This is a genomic window from Stenotrophomonas sp. GD03877 (assembly GCF_029840555.1).
GTDB lineage: Bacteria > Pseudomonadota > Gammaproteobacteria > Xanthomonadales > Xanthomonadaceae > Stenotrophomonas > Stenotrophomonas geniculata.
This window is the reverse complement of the sequence record NZ_JAOCCT010000026.1, coordinates 1-26,585: the sequence shown is the minus strand read 5'-3', so window position 1 is coordinate 26,585 and position 26,585 is coordinate 1. Positions and strand designations below refer to the sequence as shown.

The following is a 26,585-nucleotide window of genomic DNA, read 5'->3' as shown; positions in this document are numbered from 1 at the left end:
CCGCTTTGGTGCGCGTGGTGGGTGCGGACCAAGGTCCGCACCCACTGGAAGCTGGTAGCGCCGGGCCATGCCCGGCGAACCGAGAATAATCAGCCCTTCATCGTGCCGGTATCCAGCCAGCGCTGGTGCCACGACAGCGCTTCCGGCAGCAGATGCGGGGTGTGCTTGCCGTAGCTCTCGCGGCTGGCACGGTCGAAGTAATCCTGCAACTGCGGCCGGAAATCCGGGTGCGCGCAGTTGTCGATCAGTACCTGCGCGCGCTTGCGCGGGGTCAGCCCGCGCAGGTCGGCCAAGCCCTGTTCGGTGACGATCACCGACACATCGTGCTCGGTGTGATCGACATGGCTGGCCATCGGCACGATCGCCGAGATGGTGCCGTTCTTGGCGGTGGACGGGCTCAGGAACGCTGACAGGAAACCATTGCGGGCAAAGTCACCCGAACCGCCGATGCCGTTCATGATGCGCGTGCCCATCACGTGCGTCGAATTGACGTTGCCGTAGATGTCCACCTCGATCATGCCGTTCATGCCGATGCAGCCCAGGCGGCGCACCAGTTCCGGATGGTTGGAGATTTCCTGCGTGCGCATGATGATGCGCTCGCGGTAGAAATCGATGTTCTCCTTGAACGTCTCGTTGGCCTGCGGGCTCAGCGCGAAGCCGGTGCACGAGGCATAGCTCAGCACGCCGTCGCGCAGCAGGTCGAGCATGCCGTCCTGGATCACTTCAGTGAACGCGGCCAGGTCGCGGAAACCGCTCTTGGCCAAGCCGGCCAGCACGGCGTTGGGGATGTTGCCCACGCCCGACTGCAGCGGCAGCAGGTTCGGCGGCAGGCGGCCCTTCTTCACTTCGTGCTGCAGGAACTCGATCAGGTGCGAGGCGATCTGTTCACTGGTCGCATCGATCGGGCTGAACGGGCTGTTGCGGTCCGGACCGTTGGTGCGTACCACGGCCACGATCTTGTCCGGGTCGCAGCGCAGCGCGGTGTCGCCGATGCGGTCGTTGGCGTTCACCAGCGGAATCGGCTTGCGGTGCGGCGGCAACGCGGTGCCGTAGTAGATGTCGTGCATGCCGTCGACGCCGGCCGGCTGCCATTCGTTGACCTCGACGATCACCTTCTTCGCCAGGTCCAACCAGGTCTTGTTGTTGCCGACCGAGGTGGAGGGCACCAGCGAGCCATCTTCGCGGATGGCCGAGACTTCGATCACCGCAGTATCGATCTCGCCGTAGAAGCCGAACCACACGTGCTGGGCAACGTGGCTGAGGTGGATGTCGATGTAATCCAGCTTGCCCTCGTTGATGCGGTTGCGCGCATCCGGGTCGCTCTGGAACGGCATGCGCATGGCGATGCCATCAGCCTTGGCCAGCGCGCCATCGAGTTCCGGCGCGGTGGAGGCGCCGGTCATCAGGCTGATCTGGAAGGGCTGGCCCTGGGCATGCACCGCTTCGATGCGGCGGGCCAGTTCCACGGGAACGGCCTTGGGATACCCGGAGCCGGTAAAGCCGCTCATGGCCACGGTTTCACCGGGCTGGATCAGCGCGGCTGCGGCCTCTGCGGAGACCACGCGGTCACGGAGACGCGCGTTGGCGATGCGATCAACAGACATGACGACACGTGTTGCTGGGGGGAATTCCGATTATCGGCCATCCTCATCCGTACGGGGGGTTCTACCTTCGTGGAATGGCTTTTCCCCGGAGGGCTCACCCATACCCGCCGGTTTTGTTTTGCAGTGCAGCGTGCAAAGTGCTTTCGCAGCCCGCACGATGGCCCTGCATCCCGACGTGGGGGAGGGAGCAGAGCCCGCTGGCAGTTCGCTGCAAGCGGGCTTTTTTATTGCCTGTCATCCAGTATGAATACGCGGCACCCCTTCAGGGTCGGATCCTTTTGCCAAGGGCAAAAGGCTCTGATCCCACCCGCGGGATCAAGCGGCGGCATCTCGGGGGCAGAGCCCTTCGCCGTTGGCAAAGGGATCCGACCCCGCGAGAATCAGGGCATGACCCTCGCCCCCGCCGAACTGTCCGCCGCCCTCCAGCCCGTTGTCGACCGCGCCCTGGCGCGCCTGGCCCAGGTCCTGCCCGAGCCCGTTCCTGCCGAACTGCTGCCGCTGCTGACCCGGCTGGCGGTGACCAGTGACTTCGCGCTGGACACCCTCGTGCGGCAACCGGCGCTGCTCGCGCAGCTGGCGGCGCCCGGTTGCCCGCCGATCCCGGCGCCGGTGCTCGATCCGCTACAGCCCAGCGACTGGCCGGCGCAGATACGGCGCTGGCGCACCGCCATGTCCACGCGGCTGATCTGGCGCGACCTGGCCGGCCTCGACGACGTGCCGCAGACCCTCGCCGGCGCCACCGCTTTGGCCGAAGACTGCCTGCGGCTGGCACTGGACGCCCTGCAGCAGGAATTCGCCCAACGCCACGGCGTGGTCCGCGATGGCGAAGGCGCTCCGCAGCAGCTGGTGGTGTTTGGCCTCGGCAAGCTGGGCGGCGGCGAGCTGAACTTCAGTTCCGATATCGACCTGGTCTACGCCTACCCGCACGGCGGCGAATCCGATGGCCCGCGCGCGCTGGCCGCCGAAGAGTATTTCGCCCGCCTCGGCCAGCGCCTGGCCAAGCTGCTGGACGAAACCACGGTCGATGGCTTCAGCCACCGCGTCGACCTGCGCCTGCGCCCGTTCGGCAGCGCCGGCCGCGTCGCGCTGTCGTTCGCAGCGATGGACCAGTATTTCCAGCGCGAAGGCCGCGACTGGGAACGTTATGCCTGGCTGAAGGCGCGCGCGGTGGCCGGCGACATCGCCGCCGGTGAAGCGTGGCTGCAGACCCTGCGCCCGTTCGTGTACCGCCGCTACCTGGATTTCACCGCACTGGACGGCCTGCGCGAGATGAAGGCGGCGATCACCGCCGAAGTCGCGCGCCGTGAACTGCATGAAGACATCAAGCGCGGCGCCGGTGGCATCCGCGAAATCGAGTTCCTGTGCCAAGCGCTGCAGCTGATCCGCGGTGGCCGTGAACCAGCACTGCGCGAGCGCCGCCTGCTGGTGGCGCTGGACGCCTTGGTCGCCGCCGGACAGATCGCGCCTGAGGATGGCAGCGCGCTGCGCGAGGCTTACCTGTTCCTGCGCCGCCTGGAAAACCGCCTGCAGATGTTGCGTGATGCGCAGACGCATGTGCTGCCCAGCGATGCGCTGGACCGCGAGCGCATTGCCGTCGGCCTCGGCTATCCGGACTGGGACGTGCTGTGCGCGGCGCTGGCCGTGCAGCAGGCACGGGTCAGTACCGAATTCGCCGCATTGCTCGCGCCGCGCAAGGGCCAGGCCGCGCCCGATGCACTGGCCAACTACTGGCGCAGCCTGCCCGACGGCAGCAATGCACCGCTGCTGGCCGAAGCCGGTTTCCTCGATGCCAACGGCGCCGACCAGTCGCTGCGCGATTTCGCCCAGGGCACCGGCGTGAAGTCACTGTCCGACGCGGCCCGCGCACGCCTGGACCGTGTGCTGCCGGCGCTGCTGCATGCCGCCACGCGTTCACCGCAGCCGGACGCCGCGCTCAAGCGCGTGCTTGGCCTGCTGCAGGCGGTGCTGCGCCGGACCAGCTATCTCGCGCTGCTGGACGAACAACCGAGTGCATTGGCGCGCCTGGTCGATGTGCTGGCGCGCAGTGCGCTGCTGGCCGAACGCCTGGCGGCGTATCCGCTGCTGTTGGACGAACTGCTGGACGTGCGCGTGTCCGGGCCGATGCCCGATGCCGCCGGCATGCTGGCCGAGTGCCAGCAGGTGCTGGCGGTGGAGGATCCCGAATCTGCGCTGCGCTGGCTCAACGAGACGCGGCTGGCGCTGAGCTTCCGCATGGCGATGGCCACGCTGGACGGGCGCCAGGGGGCGGTGGACAGCACCCGGCAACTGGCCGAGCTGGCGCAGGCGGTGGTGGTCACCGTGCTGGCAATGGCCGAGGCGGACATGCGCGCCGCACACGGAGAGATTCCCGGTGGCCGCTTCGCGATCATCGGCTACGGCAGCCTGGGTGGCCTGGAACTGGGCTTCGGCTCCGATCTGGACCTGGTGTTCCTGCACGACAATCCGGCCGGCGTGGACGCCAGCGACGGCGCGCGTCCGCTGGAGCCGGGGCGTTGGTATGCGCGCCTGGCGCAGAAGGTGATGGCGCTGCTCGGTGCGGTCACTGCTGCGGGCCGTCTGTACGACATCGACGTGCGCCTGCGCCCGGACGGGGGCAAGGGTTCGCTGGTGTCTTCGTTGGCCAGCTACACCGAATACCAGCGCGAACGCGCATGGACCTGGGAACACCAGGCCTTGGTGCGCGCACGCGGCGTGGCCGGTGATGCCAGCCTGCTGGCCGACTTCGAACAGGTGCGTGCGCAGACGCTGGGGCGTGAGCGCGATCCGGCCACGCTGTATGCCGATGTGCTGAAGATGCGTGGACGCATGCGCACCGAGCTGGACCGCAGCGATGCCGCGCGGCTGGACCTGAAGCAGGGTGCCGGTGGCGTAGTGGACCTGGAGTTCCTGCTGCAGACCGGCGTGCTGGCGCGCAGCGCGCAGCATGCGGCGCTGCTGCAACCACGCGATACGCCGTCGTTGATCGACGCGTTGGCGGTTGTCGGTTTCCTGCCGGAAGACACCGCAGAGGCGCTGCATGGCGCACATGCCACGTTGCTGGACGTAGGCCTGGCCTGCACGCTGGATCGACGTCCGCGACTGGCACCGACCACGCCCGCGATTGAAGAGGCGTGTGCCGCGATTACGGCAGCGTGCAGAGCCGCGGCGTTGCCGTTCGGGTGAGTGGGTGCACCCATTAGCGCAATTGCCCGGGGATGATCCGCTGTTGGTAGGTGCCGACCGTTGGTCGGCACAATCTGTCAGCGGTGATGAACTCTGATGGAGCGTGCCGACCAACGGTCGGTACCTACCAGAGCATGTGCGTTCAGCTGGTGGCGCGCAGCGGCGCCATCTTCCACAGCAACGCGCGGAACGGGGCCAGCAGGCAGACGCCGATGGCCAGCTTCACGGCCAGGTCGCCGGCGGCCCAGCTCACCCACGGCAGGGCGGAGCCGGCAAACGCGATCGACCAGAAAATGGTGGTATCCACCGTCGCACTGCAGGTGGTGGCCACCATCGGCGCGCGCCACCAGCTGCCACGGCGCAGGCGGTCGAACACGGTGATGTCCAGCAGCTGCGCCACGATGAAGGCCGAACACGAAGCAATGGCGATGCGCGGCGTGGCAACCCATACCGACAGCAGCACCGCCACCAGGAAGCCGATCCACGCCACGCGGCGGGCGGGGCCCGGGCCGAAACGGCGGTTGATCAGGTTGCTGACCAGAAACGCCACCGGATAACTGAAGGCACCCCAGGTCAGCCAGTCATTGATCGGGTACTGCACCAGTACGTTGGACAGCAGCACCACTGCGCCCATCGCCAGTACCGCCAGCACCAGGGCGCGCGGGGTCAGCGGGGCAAACACAGGGGCAGGACGCACGGACATGGCGAGCCAGGGGACAAAGGGGATCGCCCATTATCCGCCCGGCCCGCGGCAAAGCCAAAACCGGTCGTTCAGCTTTACAGCACCTCGCTCAGCACGTCGCCGGCGGCGTAGGCGGTCGGCACATAGGCCAGCGCCTGGCCCTGCGCGCTCTTCACGGTCCAGCCGGCACCGGCGTCGGTCGGGTCGAAACGCACCTGCTGGCCAACGATGAAGCCGGCGACCGGGTCATCGCCTGCAGCCGCCGGCCATTGCAGCGTTGCGGTCTGGTCGGCCTTGCCGGGTACCTGCAGGTGCACCTGGCGATCACCGGCTGGCGTGGTGGCGACCTGCTTCACCTCCATCGGCGGCAGCGGAACCGCCGGTGTGCGTGCGGCGACCTTGCCGTTGCGCTCGCTGGCCTTGAACGGGGCCTTGGACAGTTCGGCCAATCCCATCGACGTGGCCAACGGAATCGACAGCACGATCAGCGACGTGACCAGCACGCTGGTCTGGCCGCTGTTCAACTGTGGCGCGGCGCCGGCATGGACAGTGGGCACCACCAGCGCCGAAAGCAGCAGGGCAGTGGCGGGAACGCGCAGGCAACGGAACATGGAGACCTCCTGGTCAGGGTGGGGACGGCGGCTCAGCGCCGGGTATCGAAGATGTCGCGCGGGCCGGTGGCCTCGGGCAGGTATTCCAGCGGGCGGCCCTGGTTGTCCTTCAGCTGCCAGCCCTGGTCGTTGCCAGTGGGCTCGAAGTTCACGGTCTGGCCCACGGTGAACTGCACGGCGGGATCGCCGATGCCGCGCGGGTACTGCATCGACGCAGTGTTCTGCGGATCGTTGGCATCACGCAGCAGCACTTCGCGGCGGCCGTCGACGGTGGTGGCGATGGCGCTCACCTGCATCTGCGGCAGCTTGATCTGCTGCGGGCGCGCCAGCGGCTGGCCAGCATCGGCGGCATCCTGGGCTTCCTTCGCCGCCGCCGCACGGGCCGAGTTCACCATCTGCGAGGACATCTCCAGGCTCGGCCCCTGCGGACCCGGGTCATGGATGATCACGATGCGGCGCTCTGCATGAGCGGCTGTGGACCAGGCCAGGCTCGCGACGATCAGCATCGGCATCAGGAAGGCAGGCAGGGTGCGCATGTCGTTCTCCTTGCTGGATTCAGGGCGTGGCGGCGGCAGCACCGGCCACCGGCACATGGGGGATCACCAGTTCCTGCTGCAGTTGGCTGTGCTGGTGCAGGAAGTCGAATACCGATTCCACCGTCACCACCGAATAGTTGCCGGAGATGCGTTCGCCGGCCGGATGGTCGGTGGTGGTGGCGTTGGCCACGAACAGGCGCGCACCCACGCGCTTGCCCAGGCCGATATGCAGCACGCTGGGCTGGTACTTCTGCTGGCGCAGCCACTGCTGGGCCTGTTCGCGCTTGACGATGGCCGGCGCGCCTTCGGCCTGCGCCATTGCCGCGGCCAGCACCTCCAGCACCCACTGGTTGGAGTTCTGGTAGTCGGTGGCGAACGGGTAGGCGACCACGTTGTACCTGGTCTCGTGCAGCGCCTTGGGCTGGATCGAGGGCGACACCAGCATCGCCTTCAACGCGGCACGCAGCGGCGCCGCCGGCACGCCGATGCGCAGGTCGGTATGGCCGCCGCTCTCGCCGACGAAGTTGCCCAGCCCTTCGTGGTACAGCTGCGAGCTGTCGGTCTTGCAGCGGTTGAGCAGGTGCATCGCGCGCCAGCGGCCATCGTCCTCGCGCAAAAGGAAGGCCAGATGGCTGTGTCGCAGGCCGTAGCGGCTCAGATCCTGGCCACCGCGCGCGGCGACCACCACGTCCACATCGGGCAGCGCATCCAGGCGCTCGGCGGTGGTCCAGGCCACGTCCAGCATCGCCGCCTGCGACGCCACGCTCGGGTAGCGCTCGCGGCACTCGGTGCTGTTGGCCCAGGCCGGTGCAGTCGCCAACAGGCTGGCGATCAGCAGGGCGGCGCGGGGCAGGCGGGAGAAACGATCCATGTCGATACCTTCAACGGCGGGCAGGCCCGCGTGCCGATCATACGCCGCTCAGCGCAGCGGGCGGTCCACGCCCTTGTGCTTGAGTTCCCTGTCGCAGGCATCGCTGATCGGCGCGATCGGCAGCGGCGGGCGCTCGCCAGTCTTCGGATCGCGCAAGGCCGGCTGTTCGCGATACGCGTCCAGCTGCTGCTGGCACTGGTAGGAAATCGGGTCCAGTTCGGTGGGCGTGGTGGAGCAGGCAGCGAGCAGGGCCAGGGGCAGCAGGAGCAGGGTGCGCATGAAGACGTTCAGCGTGATGGGGGAAGCTGGACTCTAACGGTGCGCGCGGATCGAAATGTTCAGAAATCGCTGCGCACCCGGCACCACCGTGATGCCGGGCGCCCAGGATTGCCGGCCAGCGGCCGGCACTACCCCAATGCCAGGCGCTGCTTCACTTCTGCCGCCACCCGAGCGGTCTCGCGCAGCGGCTCGATGCGGTCGTACTGCCAGTCCAGCCAGTGCGCCTGCAACCGCCCGCGCTCGCGCAGCTGCTGCTGGAAGCGCGCCAGCCGACCCTGCGCGGTATCGGCCAGCGCCACCATCACCGGCATGCGCGTGGCGCAGGCTTCAGACAGCAGGTTCACCGAATCGGGCGACACCACCACGCCGTTGGCCCAGCCGAGCAGGCCGCCATAGGGATTGGTGCCGTCGCCGCCGTCGCCCCAGATCACGTGCGGCAGGTCCGCGAAGGTCGCGCGCAGGATCTCGGCCAAGGCGGGCGGCGTGCGTCGCGACGTGGTGGCCAGCAGGCTGCCGCCCTCGCTGTGGATCTGGTCGGCCAGCGCGCGGAACACACCGACCATCGACGTTTCATCCCACGGCGCCAGCGGCGTCGGTCCACCCACCAGCAGCGCGGTGCGCGGGCCGGGCAGGGTGCTGAAGCCGGCGAACGCGGCGCGGCCCCAGGCCAGCCAGTCATCGTCCACCGGGTTGAGGCTGCCGAGCAGGGTCAGCACGTTGCTGCCGCGCAGGGCGTCGTGTTCGGGCACCACCACCACATCCCAATGGCGAGCGTTGATGCGCGGGTCGAGGATCTGCACCACCTGGCTGCCACGGGCACGCAGCACGCGCAGGGCACCCGCAGCCTGGCGGCCACAACCGATCGCCAGCGCCGGGGCATCGGCAGCCAGCGTCGCGAAGGCCTCGCCGTAGCCATTCACATCGCCGGGTAGGCGACGCGGCGACAGCCAGCGCCAGGGCGCGCGGGGCTGCAGGACCAGCGGCCGATGGGTGCCCTGGCGCAGCGCCGAGGCCAGCGCAACCGCCTGGCGGACATTGCCTGCGCGGCCGTCCGTGACCGTCCAAGGCGCGCTCGATCGTTTCACCATTGGCATTAATTCGTTTCAGCCCTGCTGGGTGTTGCAACAGTCGCGACACTCTACACTGCGGCTCGTCGATTCGCCCCGCGCCGCCCGCGGGCACTGACTTCCTTTCGCCGCCCTGGAGATCCACCGATGTCCCACGCGCTCGACGCTGCTGCCCTCGATCAGCTGTTCCGTACTGCCCGTACCCAGAACGCCTTCCTCGACAAGCCGGTTCCTGAGAGCCTGTTGAAGGAACTGTACGACCTGGTGAAGTGGGGTCCGACCGCCGCCAACACCACGCCGGCCCGCTTCGTCTTCGTCACCTCGAAGGACGCCAAGGACAAGCTGGCCCCGGCCCTGTCCGAAGGCAACCTGGCCAAGACCATGGCCGCCCCGGTCACCGTCATCATCGGTTTCGACCTGGACTTCCACGAGAAGCTGCCGTACCTGTTCCCGCACACCGATGCCAAGGCCTGGTTCGATGGCCCGCAGGAAGGCCGCCACGAAGCCGCCATCCGCAACGGCAGCCTGCAGGGCGCCTACCTGATCCTGGCCGCACGCGCGCTGGGCCTGGATGCCGGCCCGATGTCGGGCTTCGACCCGGCCAAGGTGGACGAAGCCTTCTTCGCCGGCACCTCCATCAAGTCGAATTTCCTGGTCAACCTGGGTTACGGTGACTCGGCGGGCCTGTTCCCGCGTCTGCCGCGCCTGTCGTTCGACGAAGCGGCGCGCATCGCGTAAGTCGTTGTATCGGTTTCGGGCCCGCCGTCCCGCGGCGGGCTCTTGCTGCACCGTGTACCCACCCTACGATCCGGAGAGTTCCTGAGATGAGCGCCACCCGTAAACTGCTGCTGCCGCTGGCCCTGACCCTGGCCATCGCCGCCTGCTCCAAGCCGGCCGACACCGCTGCCCCGGCCGCCGATGCCGCCCCGGCCACCACCGAGCAGGCCGCCACCCCGGCTGCCGATGCCGCCGCCGCTGCGCCGGCCGCCGAAGCGATCAAGATCGCCTCGGGCACCTACAAGCTGGACCCGACCCACACCGACGTGCTGGCCCAGTGGAGCCACTTCGGCTTCTCCAACCCGAGCGCGCACTTCGGCAACGTCGAAGGCACCCTGGTGTACAACGCCGAAGACGTGACCAAGTCCACCGTGGAAGTGAAGCTGCCGCTGAGCGGCCTGAACAGCTTCACCGCCAAGTTCGACGAGCACCTGAAGAGCGCCGACTTCTTCGACGCCGCCAAGTTCGCCGATGCCACCTTCAAGAGCACCAAGGTGGAAGCGGCCGGCACCAACAAGCTGACCGTCACCGGCGACCTGACCATCAAGGGCATCACCAAGCCGGTCACCCTGGACGTCACCGTCAACGGCGGCGGCGAGCACCCGATGGCCAAGGTTCCGGCGGCCGGCTTCGATGCCACCACCACCCTGAAGCGCAGCGATTTCGGCGTCGGCGCGTATGCCCCGAACGTCAGCGATGAAGTGAAGATCCGCATCACCACCGAAGCCACCGGCGAAAAGCCGGCGGCTTGATGCATCCAACTCACTCGTCGTGAGAAGGCAGAAGGCCCGCTGAAAAGCGGGCCTTCTTTTTGGGTGCTGGGGAACACGCGTTGGTAGATGCCAACTTTGGTTGGCGCACGAGCACTCCGCAGGCCAACCAAGGTTGAGCACTACCGGGTATGCGCGCTCAGCGCAGCGCGCCCAACCATGCCACGCACGTTTCGCTCGGGCTCTGCTTGGCCTTCACCGTCATCCCGCTCACGCGCACGAAGGTCTGCGCTGCCTGCGCCACTACCTGGCGTGCGATCAGCGCCGCCTGCTTAGTCGCGGCCTGCTGCTTGCGCAGCTGCACGATGTGCACCGACGGCCGGCCCACCGGTGCGTACTTCTGGTCGCGGCGCAGCACGTCGGCCACCTGCCCCACTTCGAACTCGGCCTGCAGGTAGCGGTGCTGTGCCTCCACCAGCTCGCGCAGCGGCGTGCGCAGGGCTTTGGTGTCGGCGAAGGCGGCCAGCGCCGCATCGCAGGCGGCGTCATCGGCAAAGCGGGTACGCAGCGCGTCCACGCTGGCCAGGGTCAGTTTGGCCATGTGGGCCTCGTTGCTGCAGGAAAGTAGCGCGATTGTCGCATTGCTTGGCGGCTGATGCGTTGAACCGGGCGGCGGAATACCTGTAGAGCCGAGCCCACGCTCGGCTCATCGCGCGTAGCGCGAGGGTTCGCCGATCGCGGAACGAAGAGCAGCCGAGCATGGGCTCGGCTCTACAATGGCCCGCTGTATCACCCACGGAAGTGCGCGAAGGTCTGCTGTGCGGGATGGTGGAAGACACGCTGGTGGAACGGGCCGGTACCCTCGGCCTGGAACCGGAAGTGGTGCGCGAGGCGCTGACCATGCACGTGGATGAGCTGCTGCACACCCGTGGCGTGCTGCGGCTGGTGAAGGCGCAGATCAACGGCATGATGCCCGGCGTGTACTTCGGGCTGCTGTTGCCGGTGCTGATCATCGCCCTGCTGGTGGCGCTGGAGATATGGGCCGCGAAGCGGTTCGGGTGGACGCGGCAGGGGGCGCCCAGTGCTCCTGTAGAGCCGAGCCCACGCTCGGCTCATCGCGCGTAGCGCGAGGGTGGAGCGAAAAGCAGCCGAGCGTGGGCTCGGCTCTACATGGTCAAGGGCGTGCGGACCAACGGTCCGCACCCACCAAGCAGGGTCCGCACCCACCGGCTGCCCGGTCAATCGCCGTCGGTTTCGTCCGGGTGCGCCTTCCAGTAGCCGGTCGAGCGGATCCAGTCGCGCGGTACGCCCAGGTGGCCTTCGATGAACTTGCGCATCATCCGCGCGCGACGCGATTCGGTGGCGATCCAGTAGTAGACATCGCCCTCCGGTGCCTCGAAGTCGGTCAGCATGTCTTCCAGCAGGGTGCTGGTCGCCGCCGGGAAGCCGTTGCGCTCCAGCCAGTGGATGCGCACGTTCTCGTACTGCGGCAGGTCCTGGCGTTCGGCCTCGTCGCTCACTTCGATGTACGCCTGCACCTCGGCACCTTCCGGCAGCACGTCCAGCCAGCGGGCGATGGCCGGCAGCGCGGTTTCATCGCCGATCAGCACATAGGCGTCGTAGGTGTCGGCCACCACGAACGAACCGCGCGGGCCACCGATTACCAGCACGTCGCCCGGCTGCGCGCGCTCGGCCCACGGCCCGGCAATGCCCTGGTCGTGCAGCACGAAGTCGATGGCCAGCTCGCCGGTTTCGTGGTCCCACCAGCGCGGGGTGTAGTCGCGGGCGGGCGAGGGCTCCTTGCCGTCCGGGTAGCTGCGGCCTTCGGCGGTCAGCACCGGCAGCACCATCTCGCCGGCGGCATTGGGGAAGAACAGCTTGATGTGGTCGTCGGCGCCGGGCGAATCGAAACCGGCCAGCGCGTCGCCGCCCAGCACGATGCGGCGCATGTGTGGGGTGACTTCCTCGGTGCGCAGCACGGTCAGTTCACGGAAGCGCACATCCAGGCGCAGGCGCGTGTTGTTGTGTTCGGTCATGGGGGCTACCTGTAAAGGTGTCGCGCGGGGGCGCGCGGCGTAGGGGAGACCTGGCTGGATTCAGTCTGGCTGGGTCGTTGAAAGCGGTGATGCCTCGCTACCGGCGGTACCGTTGAGCAGGGCAGACGCCCGCGTCAGCAGCGCCGCCACTTCGTCCGCCTCGCCCTCGGCCCAGCGGCCGTGGTGGTGCACCAGTGCCCGCTTGAACTCGCGCAGGGCGCAGGCCAGCGGCGGCGGCAGCGAGGCCTTGGTGATCTCGCGGGCACGGTCGAAGGCGCGTCGCTGCGCCAGCCGCACCTGGGTGCGCTGCACCTTCAGCTCGAACTCGCCGGCGGCGGTGATGCGAAAGATCCGCTTGCCGTCCACTTCCTCGGCCTCGATCCAGCCGGCCTGCTCGAAGCTGGCCAGCAGCGGGTACATGGTGCCGGCGCTGGGCGTGTAGGCCTGCATGAACTGGTTGCTGATCAGCTGCATCAGCTCGTAGCCATGGCGCGGCTGCTCGCCGATCAGGGCCAGCACCAGCAGGCGCAGGTCGCCGCGGCTGAGTACGCGCGGCTGGCCGTTGCGACGGGGCACCGTCGAATCGGTGGAACGGGCTCTGGGAGAGGGGCTTCGGCTCATTTCGATATATCGGTAAACGAGTGTGCAAACGATATATCGATATGTCGAAAGCGACAACACCCGATCCGGCCACATGCAGGTGCAATTTGGGCCACGGCCAGCCCCTCCCACAGCAAAAGGGGCGCCCCTTGCGAGGCGCCCCGGCGATGCTGTGGAAGGGAGCAGGGCCACCGGGCCCATCACTCACGGGCCACCCTGGTCCCACGGCCAGCGGCAATCCAGAGGCAGGTGCGACACGTTGTCGCCGGTTCAGTGCCGAAGCCCGAACGGCGCTCACCGTGGCCCCGGCGCTGCCCTACAACCGTCATCGGCAGCGGTAACACTGCGTCCTGCACATGGGCGCAGCGGCCCGCAAGCGACAGCCCGCGCAGCCGCCAAGGCCCGCCGCAGGGCCGTCAAGGGCGCTTGCAAGCCCCTTGCGGACACTGGCCGGTTGCATCCATACGCCTGCGTAGCCAAGTGACGAAAGCCCTTGGTGCGCTACACTTTGCGGTCTAGAAATCTATACAACAGTCGCGCGCGTGCGTGCGGTTATGGGAGCGCTAATGAACTGGTTGAACGAGGTGCTGAACAACGACCCGAATCCTGTGGAAACCCAGGAGTGGATCGAGTCGTTGAAGGCCGTTATTGATGTCGAGGGCTCCGAGCGCGCGCATCAGCTGCTGGAAGGCATGGTGGAACTGACCCGTCGTTCGGGCGCCTACCTGCCGTTCTCTCCCACCACCGAATACGTCAACACCATCGAGCCGCAGCTCGAGGCCAAGAGCCCGGGCAATGCCGAGCTGGAATGGCGCATCCGTTCGATCATCCGCTGGAACGCGATGGCCACCGTGGTCCGCGCCAACCGCAAGCCGGGTGACCTGGGCGGCCACATCGCCTCGTTCGCCTCCGGCGCCACCCTGTACGACGTGGGCTTCAACCACTTCTGGCGCGCCCCGAGCGAGAACCACCCGGGCGACCTGCTGTTCATCCAGGGCCACAGCGCCCCGGGCATCTACGCGCGTTCCTTCCTGGAAGGCCGCATCAGCGAAGAGCAGCTGGACAAGTTCCGCATGGAAGTGGACGGCGGTGGCCTGTCCTCGTACCCGCACCCGTGGCTGATGCCGGACTACTGGCAGACCCCGACCGTGTCGATGGGCCTGGGCCCGCTGGCCGCCATCTACCAGGCGCAGTTCATGCGCTACCTGGAAAACCGTGGCCTGATCGAGAAGTCCGACCGCAAGGTGTGGTGCTTCATCGGCGACGGCGAGAGCGACGAGCCGGAAACCCTGGGTGCCATCGCCCTGGCCGGCCGTGAGGGCCTGGACAACCTGATCTTCGTGGTGAACTGCAACCTGCAGCGCCTGGACGGCCCGGTGCGCGGCAACGGCAAGATCATCCAGGAACTGGAAGGCGTGTTCCGTGGCGGCGGCTGGAACGTGATCAAGCTGCTGTGGGGCGGTTACTGGGATGCACTGCTGGCCAAGGACACCAATGGCGTCCTGAAGAAGCTGATGATGGAAACCGTCGACGGCGAATACCAGAACTGCAAGGCCTTCGGCGGCGCGTATACCCGCGAGCATTTCTTCGGCAAGTACCCGGAAACCGCTGCGATGGTCGCCGGCCTGAGCGACGACGACATCTGGCGCCTGAACCGTGGTGGCCACGACCCGCACAAGGTGTACGCCGCCTACCACCAGGCCGTGAACACCAAGGGCATGCCGACCGTCATCCTGGCCAAGACCGTGAAGGGCTACGGCATGGGCAGCGCCGGTGAAGCGCTGAACCCGACCCACCAGACCAAGAAGCTGGACGACGAAGCGGTGCGCCACTTCCGCGACCGCTTCAACATTCCGGTGACCGACGCGCAGCTGGCCGACGGCCAGGTGCCGTTCTACCACCCGGGCCCGGATTCGCCGGAAGTGCAGTACCTGCAGGAACGCCGTGCCGCGCTGGGCGGTTACCTGCCGCAGCGCCGCCGCAAGGCCGACAAGACCTTCGTGGCGCCGAAGCTGGAAGCCTACGAGCGCCTGCTGAAGAGCAGCGGCGAGCGCAGCTACTCCACCACCATGGCCTTCGTGCAGAGCCTGAACATCACCCTGCGTGACAAGGAACTGGGTCCGCACATCGTGCCGATCGTGGCCGACGAAGCCCGTACCTTCGGCATGGAAGGCCTGTTCCGCCAGATCGGCATCTACGCGCCGTTCGGCCAGAAGTACAAGCCGGTCGACGCCGACCAGCTGATGTTCTACCGCGAAGACCAGAGCGGGCAGGTGCTGCAGCAGGGCATCAGCGAGCCGGGTGCGATCAGCTCGTGGATGGCCGCCGGTACCAGCTACTCGGTCAGCAACGTGCCGATGCTGCCGTTCTACATCTACTACAGCATGTTCGGCTTCCAGCGCGTGGGCGACATCGCCTGGCAGGCCGCCGACATGCGTACCCGCGGCTTCCTGCTGGGGGGCACCGCCGGCCGCACCACGCTGAACGGTGAAGGCCTGCAGCACGAAGATGGCTTCAGCCATCTGGTGGCCGGTGGCATCCCCAACGTGCGCAGCTACGACCCGACCTTCGGCTTCGAAGTGACGGTGATCCTGCAGCACGGCACCAAGCGCATGATGGAAGACCAGGTGGACGAGTATTACTACGTCACCCTGATGAACGAGAACTACACCCACCCGGAAATGCCGGAAGGCGCGGCCGAAGGCATCGTCAAGGGCATGTACCTGCTGACCGACGCCGGCAAGCCGAAGAAGGGCGAGCTGCGCGTGCAGCTGCTGGGTTCGGGCACCATCCTGCGCGAAGCCATTGCCGCGGCCGAACTGCTGGACAAGGACTTCGGCGTGACCGCCGACATCTGGAGCTGCCCGAGCTTCAACGAACTGCGTCGCGATGGTTTCGACGTGGAACGTGCCAACCGCCTGCATCCGGAAGGTGAGCAGCGCAAGGCCTACGTGACCGAGCTGCTGGAAGGCCGCCAGGGCCCGGCGATTGCCGCCACCGACTATGTGCGTGCGTATGCGGACCAGATTCGTGCGTTCGTGCCGATGAGCTACACGGTGCTGGGTACGGATGGTTTCGGCCGTTCGGATACGCGTGCGAACCTGCGTCGGTTCTTTGAAGTTGACCGGTACTACATCGCCCATGCCGCGATTGCGGCGCTGGCGAAGGAAGGGAAGATGACCGCGAAGGATGTGGCCCGGGCGATCAAGCAGTACAAGATTGATCCGGAGAAGGCTAATCCTGTTGGGGTTTGATTAGGTCTGGATCGATTTGCTGCAAGAGGTAAAGAAAGGCCCGCGTAGCGGGCCTTTTCTTTTTTGCTTGACCCGTCCTGAATTGGGTTGACACCTTTTCCCTCTGGAAAAGGAATGTTCAATGAAATCAACAATCAGGCGCAGTCAGGGGGATTACTCGCTGGCCTTCAAGTTGTCGGTGGTAGATCAGGTCGAACGCGGGGAGCTGACCTACAAAAGGCCCAGGAGCGCTATGGGATTCAAGATCGCAGCACGGTGCTTACCTTGCTTCGCCGACATGGTAGGCAAGACTGGGCGGCTGGAGCATCATTTCCTCCCATGAGCACTGTCCCCAAAGCCGGGGCGGCCAAGCCGCTTACCCCAAAGCAACAGATCAAGGCCCCGCGGTCTAGTTGCGGGGGGCAAACGAGAAGGCGCAGCTCTTTGAGGCCATCGTGGACGTCCTCAAAGAGGATTACGGGGTTAAAAATCGAAAAAAAAGCCTTCCGGCAATTCCTCGCGCAAGGGCGCCTCCAGGGCGTAAGCGTGGCAAGGGCTTGCCGTCATTTTGGCATCAGTCGGCAGGCGTAGTATCAGGCCGGGCAGCGCCATTAGTGGCGAGATGCTGCTGAAGCCACGGCACCGGCGCTGGTGAGCAACTGCCGGGCGGGTCAGTCGCGGTTGGGTACGCGCAAGCTGCACCATCTGATTGAACCGAAGCTACAGGCGGCGGGGATCGCCCTGGGGCGCGATCGTCTATTTGACGTGCTTCGAGAAGCACGGCTGCTGGTGCCGCAACGTCTATGCCGCTTGTTGGATCACCGGAGGTAATTTTAGCTTGGGATCGATGACCATCAACTCCACGCCTACACGCTTAATCTGAGCGGAATAGTTGAGGTTCAGGTTGATGCTGGGAAAACGTCGATATAGTTCTTGAATTTCGGGAGCATTGTCATACGTAACCATCCAGCGCTGCTTAATGCTGGGAATAGCTCTGGCGAGATGGACGTGGTCTTCATGGTTGTAGAAGCTGCAGTACAAATCACGCCCCTTGCTGTAATACGGAGGATCGATATTGACTAGGGCATGCTTCGGTAGGCGGGGCAACGCGCTAAGGATGAAGTCTTCAGCATCCATTTTCGTCAGGGACACCTGGTCACGGTACTTGGCGATGCGCTGAATTTTCCGCAGAATCTCGGCTTTATTGAAGCGACAGTCCATCGGGTAAGCGCTTTCCTGCTTTTTGCCGCCGATGACACCACCCTTGAGGATGCCGGAACGGTTGGTGCGATTCAGAAAGAGCGTAGAGAACCCAAGTTCCAGCTGTCGCGAGCGCCGATTCTGCTGGATGGCCTTTTGCTGATGCCAGACTTCCATCGTGACAGGTGTGGTTTCGATCAACTCGCATAGTTCGTCTGTTTTGCGCAGTACTGATGCCCAAAACGCGTAGATCGACGGATCGATGTCGTTGATGTGGATTTGCGACACATAGCCGTCAAGTAGCAGCTTCCAGGCAATTCCACATCCGCCAGCGAATGGCTCGATATAGGACCCATAGAACAGCTCATTCTCGCGAAGAATTTCTATTACAAAAGGCGCAAGCTGGGTTTTCCCGCCCGGATAGCGTAGGGGGGAGTCAGTGACTGGCATGGTCGCAGACCTTCGTGTGGGACTAAGAATCTAGCCGAAGTGAGCTCACTTGGCCAGCCTGTCAGGCTAAGCCTTTCGCGAGCAGTTCAAGTCCAGGCTCCAAGGTATCCCAGCGTCGATTGATCTCGGCACGAGTAGGGATGGTGCTGCCGTGCACCCAGCTTCCCAGCGAATCAGGCGAGGTGCGCGAATAGCGATCCGAGACCATTCCTTTCAGTGGTTGCAGGGCTGACTTGAGAGCCTTTTGCTCCGCGCTTGAGTGCACTTCCAAGTGCTTGACACAGCGATCAATCACGTTGTGCAAATCTCCCTCCATCCCAAGGCGATGGCGTTTAGCATAGAGCTTAGTCAGTCGTTCAATGAACGCACGCAATAGATAGGCGGCCGCAAAAGAATGCTCGTCGGCGTCAATGCTGCGAAGTTCACGGAACAATCGACTGAGAATGTTGTCAGCGCTGAAGCTATGCCGGAATCCGGAATTTACGATGGATGTACGCTTGTCCGGATTCGAGAGCCGTGGCGCCCTCTTGGTAGCCGATGGTTTGGTGGTCTTAAGAGGTACGGTTTGCGGAAGGCGCGTCTTTGGGGCATGCCCACGGCTGCTCAGATCTTGAGCGTAGGATTTCCAATCTGCTGAGCGGGAGCGAGAGTGCACTTTAGGCTCTTTGCCGGTCATGCTCTTGGGAAGTGAGTCGACTAGAAACACCCTCAAACCAGCGTCGAACTCATCCTGGGGCACATCCAAATCTAGCGCCTTGTTGGAGGCTAGTCCCAAGGTATGGCGAAATATGGGGTTCCCTAAGTAACGCGTCACGGTCGTGATCGGCACTTCTTCGTACTGCTCTTGAGTAATAAGACCAGCCTTCAATGCGTGATCTATAAGCCCGGCCGCTAACTGGTTGACTGTGGCGCCGCCTGCCTTTTCGGCGTGCCGTGCTTTGGCTGCTACACCCCATGGGCGCAGGCCCTTTCCGCCATCCTCGCCGCGGTGGCGCATGCTAATCCAAGGCTCGGCATCCTCTTCGCTGTCAAAGAGCACCACTTCGATGCGACTCGGAATCGGCTGTCCCTTCAGCTTGTAGTCCGAAACCTTCTTCTTGAAGGCATCGGGTGCTTTGTCCGGGTCATGTAGCATCTTTAGGGCGCAGACGCGGCGATTGCCCTCGAGGACGATGTACGCGTCTTTAATCGCTGGATGAGCGATGACGCCGATCCGTTCTAGGGGATTCAATGCACCTGCTTGGGCGATACTCTTGGCTACCTCCCCAGCTTTCTCACGACGCAATAGTTGCGCGATGATCTCTGGTTCGTTGTCCATCGCATCGTGTCGGGCGTTTGTGCGGTCCAGTAGCAACTTGCTCACACCGACGGTGATGGTTTTATGCCCCATATTCGAAACTCCCTTGTACTCGAAATAGTCCACGGCGCTGGAGATGGCTCAATTGACGACTAACCTCAACCTGATCGTCCCTTTAAGCTTGCCAATCTTAGATCTTTGGCCTGGCCCTTTACACTAGGCTGACTTTGCCTGTACTTCCCCGCCGCGTAAAGTGCTCCCCTAGAGCTCTCTGGTAGCCGGGTTTTTGCCGCTTTCCAGATGCTGATTGACCCGGTCCGCTCGCTTCGAGACCTCCTGCATGACGGGCCCAGGTTCTTTGATAGGCCAAGACTGGCCCGAAGATGCTGTTATGGAGGGGCACCTCCAGCATCAAAGGAGAGGCGGGCGTTGCAGCTGGCTCAGCGGGCGTACTGGCCCGTGGGCTGCATTGTGTTTGCCCTAGTTGCATCCTCTTCGCTAGCTCACAGCCGACCAGCGCCGCCGCACTCACACTGTGGTGCGGTGATCGAAAGGGACGCTGCCGTCGGCGGCGCGGCTGGTCGCTGAACAGGCAGGCCGGACGCGATCAAGGTGTACAACGGCAGTGAATTTACCGGCAAGGTGATGGACCGCTGGACTTATGAGAACGGCGTGGAGCTGGATTTCTCCCGGCGTGGTACACCGACGGACAATGCGATGGTGGGGAGCTCCAACGGCAAACTGCGGCAGGAGTGCCTGAACGGCCATTGGTTCTTGTCGCTGGCCGATGCAAGGAGCAAAATCGAAGCGTGGGGGCGCTTCCATATCGAGGAGCGCCCCCACAGTGCATTGGCAAGGAATGCCCGTGCGGAACTCGCCCGAGAACACAGGCCTCAAGCAAATTCTCTGGCGCAAAAAGTGGGCGAAACCTTTACCGGCTGATAGCCCTGCTATTGGGGGTGGCCCTATCAAAAACAACATCTCGGTGGAATTCCAAGAAGCCAAGTTGCTTCGGCGAGAAAACTCCGTGTCGAAGCGATGCATCCAACTTGAGACCGAGCCGATCTTGGACGTCAAACGGTAGGCTGTCCGAAACTAGCAAGCGACCACTCGACGAGAAGCTAATCCATCCCCGATCAAAGAGCAGGTCCGCATGCGGAGCCAGCAGAAGGCCGTTCTCGCCATCAACTCGCTCACTATGAGTGCTAACTGCCCACGGCTTGATATGGCTCGCTCGAAGGAATCTTAGGTCCTCGATTCCGGTCAGCCGGCACCCCTTCTCAACGCCGATCAGGCGCTCTCGGAAAAGGCGTTGCTTCGTCCGCACTTCAGTTTCGCGCCATGCGCTGGTCGCGCTGACGTCATCGGTAGCAGCATCGATCTCAGCTTGGTCCGTATCGCTCGCCGCGAGGCCCAGCGAGGCTTCCAGTGATTTCAAGCGGAACACGATCGCAGACCTAGGCTGCCCTTCTCGATCTGGCGTGCCAGGCCGAACGTAGGAAGACTGGCACATGAACCTACCAAGGTATCGGTAGGGCCGCCCCTTGCCCATCATCTGGAACACTACGAGCGTCTTGCCATCTTTGACGTGCTCGCCGATCGCTCGGTTGCCCGCCACATACTTCATGTCTCCGACTTGACCCTCGCCGAAGTAATGAAAGACTTCGTCGTCGTCCCAGAAGTCATGGTAGCCATGAGAAACGCCGGCCTCGCCAGTGAACGCGATGACTAGCGGATGCTCCTTGGGTGTCGAAATGCCGCCTTGCTGTTGCCCGCCAAATACGCCATGGATCTGCTTTTGACGGTTGTAGAGCGCGCCCACCTCGAATGGGAGTTCCATCCTAGATCCCTGTCCGAGAAGCTAAGTGCCCAGGATTCTAGCTAGAACCAGGTTCCTTGTGTCATTGATTGACGCGTTTGACTGCCGGGGCAGGGTGCAGATGGGAGTCTACTGGGGCGCAGACCTAGGGCAGCTGTTCTCAGGTGCGCTCAAGCTCCTCCTGCGTCTCTCTGGTGAACCCCATCCATCTTTCCAGCGCTGGAGCTCCATTGCATCGCTTGGGACCGTAGACATAGTGACTATCAGAAGACTTGGCCCAGAGTTGTCCACGAACAGAATGGCATCGCCACGTACGCTTATATCGAAGAAGCGTCTACTGGAATCATGCTTTCCGATGGTGACGCCTTGGCAAGCCAATGCTTCAGCGTAGCTCTCGGCGTCGGCCTGAAACAGGGCAAACTCCGAGTCAGTGAGTCTTGGGTAGTTCTCAAGACTCATTGTGGTGGCTGGCGCGTATGTCCCTCCACTGATCAATCCCAATAGCGCTGCCGTCGTCAGGGCAAGCAAAGTCCGGCTCGGCATAGTGAGGTCAGTGTTGGAGGCTAAAGGCTCAGACAGCGGCGAATGCTTCGGACCGCGAATACGGTCCGGGCATTGCATTCGATGTGCGCAGCGAGGCGCGCTCTACTCCCGAACCTGCAACCGCTCAATTGCCTGCGCAGTCAACGCCACACACGCCATCTTCAACCCTTCCATAACCCGATCCCCCAGGTACTCCTCGGGCGCGCCGTTCTGCCGAGTCCGCTCCGCAGCCAGCATCAGTTCCGCCACCACACGCAGCCCCGCCAACGCGCAATCCGCATCCGCCAGCTGAAGACAACGCCCAGGCAGTTGATGCCGTTCCGGCCAAGGCTGGCCGTCCGCAGCCGCACCGGTTCCGATGCGATGCAGCGTGGCGACGAAGGCGTTGGGATCGACGGACGGTTCGCGCTCGGGTTCGGCGTTGTCCGGATCGTACAGCGCGTGCAGGGAACGGAAGTCCGATGTGTTCATGGCAATGCTCCGTACAGGACAGATAGCAGCGCCACCAATAAAGGTGGCGGACGGTGCGGGCTCGAAAACCGGTAAATGCCAGACCGGCGGGTCCGAAGACCCCCACGCACCGCCCGCCATGGAACGCGAACGGATTGCCAGCCGACGCCACATAAAAGGTGACGTCGGCTGGCAAGCGCATACAGCTGGCATAAACACGGGTTTTCGAGTCCCGCGCCACCCTTTTCCGGTGGCACGCCAAGAGATACCCGCGTAGCTGCCAAATGCCAAGAAACTGCAGAACCAGCGATTGCCAGTCCTGACGCTTTCGGCATTGTCGCACACGGTGTTAAGCCGGCAAGCGATTGCGCCGCAACGGTCTTGGAGGGCTTGGCGTTATTGGCCCCAAGTGCAGGAATGCCCGCAGTCAGGGCCATGGAGTAGGGTCAATCGCGACAGATTGGACCGGCGGTTCAGCCGGGCGGCGCGTCGGCCGAAGGCACGAAGCTCAAACGCACCCGAACCCGCGCATGCAGCGCGACGCCGTCAACCACGACCGGATCAAAGCGCCACTGGTCCACAGCGGTAAAGGCCGCACGATCAAGCTCCCGCAGTCCGCTGGACCGCACCACCATCACGTTGGAAACGTGGCCCAGTTCATCCAGCTGAGCAACCAGCAGCACCTGCATGGGAGCCTGCAGGAAGGTATCGGGCGGCGTGGTGGGGGCCGTTGAATACTCAATGGCGGGCGCCTGCTGCAGCTCGAAGGTGGGGTTGTCACCGCGCTCCACGAACACTTCAGTGGAAACCTGCAGGTCCGCCGCCATGGCCATGGCAGGTGTAACGCCCAGCAGCATCAGAACGAGGTTCAGTGCCAGGGCGGTGTTGAAGCGGGGCATACGTGGTTTCCATTCCGGTGCGCTGCAAGCATAGCGGCCATCCCCTGGCATCGCTTGCCTTTAATGTCGGCATGCCGGGCGGCCGCACGGTTCACACAGGCAGGCCCGGCCGTGGCCATAGCGCATCGTCGCGCTCCAGGTCGTAGTCGCTGCCGAACGCCAGCGCCGCCTCGCGTGGTGGAAGGTCTGCGTAGCAGCCCAGCAGGTACTCATCCATGCCGGCATCGCTATGGTCGATGGCGAACAGGTAGAGAAGTTCCCTGTCGAAGGCTTCCAGCCATGCGGGGTCGATCTTGGTCATGGTCATCCTCCCGAAGCAGGGGAGGATGACCTGGGAAGGTCTCAGGGACTGAGATCTCTGGCGCCGAGGGAGGCCGCCTCAACCTGGGGCGCTCAGCCCATGCGCATGGCGTGGCTCTGCTGTTCCTGCGTACGTGCATCCAGCGCCTGCTGCTCATTCTGGCGGGCGAGCTCGCGCTGATCGCCAACCACAGCCAGTTGCTGCAGCGACTCAGCCACCGGCGTTTGTGCAGCCACGGCAGTGGGCATTCCTGCACGCAGGTGCGCAGGGTCAGATAGGTCGCCTTGTACAACAAAGATGGTGTGACCCGCCGCCTGATTGGCTGTGGCGTTGCTCAGCACCACATGGTCCACCTGTTCCAGACCCTGCTCGCGTGCCCTCACTGTCAGGCTGGCGGCGAGGTTCTCACTGGTCGCGTCGAAGGGGCGGCCGTGCTTCTCGTCCAGTGCAGCGACGCCCTGGCGAATCTGCTGATGGAGGGCATAGTCCGGGCTGCCTGGCTCTATCGCCGCGATTCGGCGTCCTTCCGTAAAGAGAGGCTCGGGCTCCTGCGTAGACACCACGCGCGGGCTCTTGGCGATCTCTCTGTAGGGATCTTCAGGATGAAACTGCTTCGCCTTGACCTCGCGTTCCAGGCGAACCTCGCGGGTCTCGTTCAACGCGGAAATCTCGGCGGGATCGGTCTCTTTGGTTGTTCTATCGAGCGGGGGAACGCCCACTGTGCGGTTCCAGCTGCCGTCTTTGGCGTCGTAGCTGTGATAGTCGAACTTGGTACCAATCACGTTCGGATCTACGGCGTCGCGCTGCAGGAGCGCTGCGCCCTCGAACTTGCTCAGCTCAACGAAGTAGAAATGCCCAGCGGGCTGCGGCATATCCAGGTGCACGCTGACGGCCGTCTTGCCAGCACGGAATGCGCCGGCAGCGCTGTTGTCGAGCATGTTCTGCCAGACCTTTTCGGCTGCCTGCTCGCCGCGTTTATGCTCCGTGGACACCAGCAGCAAGCGCGGCGTCCAGCAGTTCACATTGAGGTTGTTAGCTTCGAAGGAAACATCGTGGGACTTGAGCGTGCTCGTATAGGGCAGGTTGAGAGCAAGATCGGGCCTGCCGGCCTCCACCCAACTTCTGCGCTCCGCCAGGTCGTTCCTGATCAGATCCTGGCCGAAGGCTTCTTGCCTGCGCTCGGTGAACGCTACGTTCTTCTCGTTGCCGAACAGCGTGGCCTGTTGCTCGGCAACGGCGGTTGCAAAGCTGTTGGCCACCCGGCCGGGGAGGCTGTCGTTGCGCACAACACCCAACGCAAGCAGGCCGTAGCCATCATTGTCGGGAAGCTGCGCGAGATAGTTCCAATACAGCTCGCGATTTCCCTCCTTCGCGTAGGAGGACAGGACACGAATATCCTTATCGGTAAGTCCGCTCATGATTCATCCTTGAGATGCGGTTTACGGCTGAACGCGATAGCGGCTCAGAAGATCACGCACGCTGGTTTCCAGACGCTGCCAGTCGCTCAGCATTACGCGTACATAGTTCATCTCGATGGCGATGCTGTCGCCCACATCCACGATGGAATGGCGGCACATTGCGATCTGGCCTTCTCCGACGCGTTCAAGTGTCTTTCCCTGAGCTACAAGTCCGTCAGGAATGCGATCTGCCGGGTCGCAGCTGATGAACGTTGTCAGTTGCCCCTCCGCCGAGCGGGCCACATACCAGTCTGGCTCCATCCCCGGGTTGTGCACGTAAGGCCTGCCCAGCGCAGCCTCTGACTCCTTTGCATAGGCTTCCATCAACGATGGGTCGATCGAATAGGGCGTCAGGCCCCATCGCTCGGGTTGTGCAACGCGTAGCGCAAGATTCTCTACCGGGTCTCTTCGCTCCAGCGACCCCGGCGCGCTGGTGGCCTCACTGCTGGACCGACGTGCCAGATAGTTCTGGATGGGAACGCGATCGATGTACCTAAGCTCGACCAGTACCTGCCGCCGGCTGTCCTGCGTGCTGCGCACCGGGCGATTACCAGGAGGCGCTGCATCGAAATCAGGCCAGAACACAGTGAGCATGACGCCCCCATCGGCCAAGGGGCCCGTCTGGTTGTAGTAGAGGTTGGCCGGGAACATGAAGCGGTGCGGGCCAAGCCGAGCTTCCACCGGCTGCATTGTGTAGGTCTGTCCGCCCACCGTACGTGGGCTGGTTGCGGTTTCGGACATGGGGGTTCCGTTCGGGTCCTTTTCCGTGGATGGGGCCTTCGCGCAGGCGGTGGTGCTCAGCACGGCCACCAGGGCGAAGGAGGCAAGCCGGCAAGCCGGTGCTCTGCTCATGGGCGATTCCCTTGCATGATCGAAACGACTATAGAACGGTGGGATGGCAAGCTCCAGTCGCAGCCGGGACCGCGGCCACCGCGGGGTCATTACTGCATGCTGGCTCACATATTCAGCAAGTCGCGATCGGCGTCCTCTATTCCTCCACCTGCCCCCCATACCACCTATGCCATCATCCAGGCAGGACCGCAGCACCCATCAAGGCTGAACAGGCATGGAGCAGGCAACACGCTACACCGCAACCCTTTATCTGGCCGCCCCCGGCACCCCACTGAAGAGCGGAGGTGCCTCGCCGCGCGGCCACATGTACCTGCAGGTGGCGGCGGGCGACGAGGCCCACAGCTATGGCTTCGCACCACCGCGCCACGCGCCGGGCGAAGCCCGCTCCGGCGTGCAGTACGCGCAGGTGCGCCACGATGATGCCGACGAACATCTGGACCCGTACTACAGCCGCACCTTGGAAATCTCTGAGGAGCATTACGGCTGCCTGCGTGATTTCGCCGAGGAGCCGGCCGAGTTCGAATTCGATGTGGATCGCCCGGCCACCATCAACCGCTGCAGCGATTTCGTCTGGGCGGCGCTGCACTACGCCGGCCTGCATCCGCTGCCGGCGCCGCTGGATGGCGGCAGCAACCTGGGCGAGTTCGCGGTGCTGTTCAACCTGCCGGAAATCCAGTGCATTGCCGCGCCGTTCCCGGGCAGCGATCTGAATGCCGAAACCCACCACGCGATGCCCGAGCGCGAGGCCGAGCATCATCGCCAGGGCGACCGTGCCAGCGATGAGCCGCCGCCGACGCCGATTGAAGTGGCCGGCACGCTGCTGGACCCTTCGCATCCGGACCATCGCCTGTTCTCGCAGCTGATCCAGAAAGTGGCCGAGCTGGACGCTGCGCATGGCCGCCCGTTCGATGCGGCCAGCCAGCGCATCAGCGCCAGCCTCCTGGTGCTGGCCAAGCAGAACAATCTCTCGCGCGTGGACCACGTGCTGCTCAGCCAGCCAACGAAGAGCAGCCATGCGGCAGAGAGCATCTTCATCGTGCAGGGCGATCGTAATGACCCGGGGCACCGCCGCGCCAGCATCGCCACCGAAGTGGCGGCCAAGACCGATGTGGCCGATTCGCTGCGGTT

General features: G+C 64.4%; 24 protein-coding genes and 2 pseudogenes. 7 read left to right on the top strand and 19 right to left on the bottom strand.

The features are described 5' to 3' along the window. Positions 1 to 89 precede the first annotated feature (89 nt). Positions 90 to 1,604: an acetyl-CoA hydrolase/transferase family protein gene (locus tag N5D20_RS17580; RefSeq protein WP_099551328.1), complete on the bottom strand. Its 1,515-nt coding sequence runs from the start codon at positions 1,602 to 1,604 to the stop codon at positions 90 to 92. A gap of 387 nt (positions 1,605 to 1,991) precedes the next feature. Here N5D20_RS17580 and glnE point away from each other — a divergent pair, with 387 nt between their 5' ends. Continuing rightward, positions 1,992 to 4,787, top strand: a complete 2,796-nt coding sequence (gene glnE, locus N5D20_RS17575; protein WP_279914759.1) for a bifunctional [glutamate--ammonia ligase]-adenylyl-L-tyrosine phosphorylase/[glutamate--ammonia-ligase] adenylyltransferase — start codon at positions 1,992 to 1,994, stop codon at positions 4,785 to 4,787. 142 nt (positions 4,788 to 4,929) lie between these two features. Here the strand turns inward: glnE and N5D20_RS17570 are convergent, their stop codons facing one another. From N5D20_RS17570 to N5D20_RS17545, 6 genes are all read right to left on the bottom strand, one after another. Beyond that, entirely contained in the window at positions 4,930 to 5,490 is a 561-nt protein-coding gene (locus N5D20_RS17570; protein ID WP_004153940.1) for a queuosine precursor transporter, read from the bottom strand. Positions 5,491 to 5,564: 74 nt separating this feature from the next. Next, positions 5,565 to 6,080, bottom strand: a complete 516-nt coding sequence (locus N5D20_RS17565; protein ID WP_049480269.1) for a hypothetical protein — start codon at positions 6,078 to 6,080, stop codon at positions 5,565 to 5,567. Positions 6,081 to 6,112: 32 nt separating this feature from the next. Then, positions 6,113 to 6,616: a hypothetical protein gene (locus N5D20_RS17560; protein WP_029379931.1), complete on the bottom strand. Its 504-nt coding sequence runs from the start codon at positions 6,614 to 6,616 to the stop codon at positions 6,113 to 6,115. 19 nt (positions 6,617 to 6,635) lie between these two features. Continuing rightward, positions 6,636 to 7,487, bottom strand: a complete 852-nt coding sequence (locus N5D20_RS17555; RefSeq protein WP_010484195.1) for a DUF2145 domain-containing protein — start codon at positions 7,485 to 7,487, stop codon at positions 6,636 to 6,638. 48 nt (positions 7,488 to 7,535) lie between these two features. Beyond that, the gene (locus N5D20_RS17550; RefSeq protein ID WP_109814302.1) at positions 7,536 to 7,766 is read right to left on the bottom strand and encodes a hypothetical protein; all 231 of its coding nucleotides are present in this window, start codon (positions 7,764 to 7,766) and stop codon (positions 7,536 to 7,538) included. A gap of 128 nt (positions 7,767 to 7,894) precedes the next feature. Then, positions 7,895 to 8,854 carry a mitochondrial fission ELM1 family protein gene (locus N5D20_RS17545; protein ID WP_279914758.1) on the bottom strand — a complete coding sequence of 320 codons (960 nt, stop codon included), beginning with the start codon at positions 8,852 to 8,854 and terminating at the stop codon, positions 7,895 to 7,897. A gap of 126 nt (positions 8,855 to 8,980) precedes the next feature. Here N5D20_RS17545 and N5D20_RS17540 point away from each other — a divergent pair, with 126 nt between their 5' ends. Together N5D20_RS17540 and N5D20_RS17535 are read left to right on the top strand one after the other, a co-directional pair. Further along, complete coding sequence (locus N5D20_RS17540; RefSeq protein ID WP_049412235.1) at positions 8,981 to 9,571, top strand: malonic semialdehyde reductase; 591 nt, start codon at positions 8,981 to 8,983, stop codon at positions 9,569 to 9,571. 86 nt (positions 9,572 to 9,657) lie between these two features. Further along, entirely contained in the window at positions 9,658 to 10,362 is a 705-nt protein-coding gene (locus tag N5D20_RS17535; RefSeq protein ID WP_100050666.1) for a YceI family protein, read from the top strand. Positions 10,363 to 10,519: 157 nt separating this feature from the next. On the opposite strand, the gene N5D20_RS17530 is transcribed toward N5D20_RS17535, so the two are convergent. Beyond that, positions 10,520 to 10,921, bottom strand: coding sequence for a hypothetical protein (locus N5D20_RS17530; protein WP_099560563.1), 402 nt, complete (start codon positions 10,919 to 10,921; stop codon positions 10,520 to 10,522). Positions 10,922 to 11,118: 197 nt separating this feature from the next. On the opposite strand from N5D20_RS17530, the pseudogene N5D20_RS17525 reads away from it, so the two are divergent. After that, positions 11,119 to 11,445: pseudogene (locus N5D20_RS17525) on the top strand (hypothetical protein); the annotation flags it as partial. Positions 11,446 to 11,558: 113 nt separating this feature from the next. Here the strand turns inward: N5D20_RS17525 and N5D20_RS17520 are convergent. Beyond that, entirely contained in the window at positions 11,559 to 12,356 is a 798-nt protein-coding gene (locus tag N5D20_RS17520) for a siderophore-interacting protein (protein ID WP_279914755.1), read from the bottom strand. A 60-nt stretch (positions 12,357 to 12,416) separates the two neighbouring features. Further along, positions 12,417 to 12,977 carry a PadR family transcriptional regulator gene (locus N5D20_RS17515; protein WP_279914754.1) on the bottom strand — a complete coding sequence of 187 codons (561 nt, stop codon included), beginning with the start codon at positions 12,975 to 12,977 and terminating at the stop codon, positions 12,417 to 12,419. 545 nt (positions 12,978 to 13,522) lie between these two features. On the opposite strand from N5D20_RS17515, the gene aceE reads away from it, so the two are divergent. Beyond that, complete coding sequence (gene aceE / locus N5D20_RS17510) at positions 13,523 to 16,210, top strand: pyruvate dehydrogenase (acetyl-transferring), homodimeric type (RefSeq protein ID WP_019660853.1); 2,688 nt, start codon at positions 13,523 to 13,525, stop codon at positions 16,208 to 16,210. A gap of 780 nt (positions 16,211 to 16,990) precedes the next feature. Here the strand turns inward: aceE and N5D20_RS17505 are convergent. From N5D20_RS17505 to N5D20_RS17495, 3 genes are all read right to left on the bottom strand, one after another. Further along, a complete protein-coding gene (locus N5D20_RS17505; RefSeq protein WP_180856280.1) occupies positions 16,991 to 17,839 on the bottom strand; it encodes a DNA adenine methylase in 849 nt (282 codons plus the stop codon). Positions 17,840 to 17,900: 61 nt separating this feature from the next. After that, entirely contained in the window at positions 17,901 to 19,262 is a 1,362-nt protein-coding gene (locus N5D20_RS17500) for a hypothetical protein (RefSeq protein WP_279914753.1), read from the bottom strand. Between the two features lie 85 nt (positions 19,263 to 19,347). After that, on the bottom strand, positions 19,348 to 19,728 hold the full coding sequence (locus tag N5D20_RS17495) for an ATP-binding protein (RefSeq protein ID WP_279914770.1): 381 nt from the start codon (positions 19,726 to 19,728) through the stop codon (positions 19,348 to 19,350). Here N5D20_RS17495 and N5D20_RS17490 point away from each other — a divergent pair. Beyond that, a pseudogene (locus N5D20_RS17490) lies at positions 19,728 to 20,078 on the top strand (integrase core domain-containing protein); the annotation flags it as partial. The gene N5D20_RS17495 and the pseudogene N5D20_RS17490 overlap by 1 nt on opposite strands. On the opposite strand, the gene N5D20_RS17485 reads toward N5D20_RS17490, so the two are convergent. From N5D20_RS17485 to N5D20_RS17460, 6 genes are all read right to left on the bottom strand, one after another. After that, positions 20,068 to 20,976: an HNH endonuclease signature motif containing protein gene (locus N5D20_RS17485; RefSeq protein WP_279914752.1), complete on the bottom strand. Its 909-nt coding sequence runs from the start codon at positions 20,974 to 20,976 to the stop codon at positions 20,068 to 20,070. The pseudogene N5D20_RS17490 and the gene N5D20_RS17485 sit on opposite strands and share 11 nt — an antisense overlap. A 624-nt stretch (positions 20,977 to 21,600) precedes the next feature. Continuing rightward, the gene (locus N5D20_RS17480; RefSeq protein WP_233653304.1) at positions 21,601 to 21,969 is read right to left on the bottom strand and encodes a hypothetical protein; all 369 of its coding nucleotides are present in this window, start codon (positions 21,967 to 21,969) and stop codon (positions 21,601 to 21,603) included. Between the two features lie 452 nt (positions 21,970 to 22,421). Beyond that, positions 22,422 to 22,847 carry a TonB family protein gene (locus N5D20_RS17475; protein WP_197577014.1) on the bottom strand — a complete coding sequence of 142 codons (426 nt, stop codon included), beginning with the start codon at positions 22,845 to 22,847 and terminating at the stop codon, positions 22,422 to 22,424. Between the two features lie 91 nt (positions 22,848 to 22,938). Continuing rightward, entirely contained in the window at positions 22,939 to 23,148 is a 210-nt protein-coding gene (locus N5D20_RS17470; RefSeq protein WP_197577015.1) for a hypothetical protein, read from the bottom strand. Between the two features lie 92 nt (positions 23,149 to 23,240). Further along, positions 23,241 to 24,566, bottom strand: coding sequence for an XVIPCD domain-containing protein (locus tag N5D20_RS17465; RefSeq protein WP_279914751.1), 1,326 nt, complete (start codon positions 24,564 to 24,566; stop codon positions 23,241 to 23,243). Positions 24,567 to 24,587: 21 nt separating this feature from the next. After that, positions 24,588 to 25,457, bottom strand: coding sequence for a hypothetical protein (locus N5D20_RS17460; protein WP_279914750.1), 870 nt, complete (start codon positions 25,455 to 25,457; stop codon positions 24,588 to 24,590). A gap of 214 nt (positions 25,458 to 25,671) precedes the next feature. Here N5D20_RS17460 and N5D20_RS17455 point away from each other — a divergent pair. Beyond that, positions 25,672 to 26,585 (top strand): XVIPCD domain-containing protein (locus N5D20_RS17455; RefSeq protein WP_279948132.1); only part of this gene is annotated, 914 nt, incomplete at its 3' end.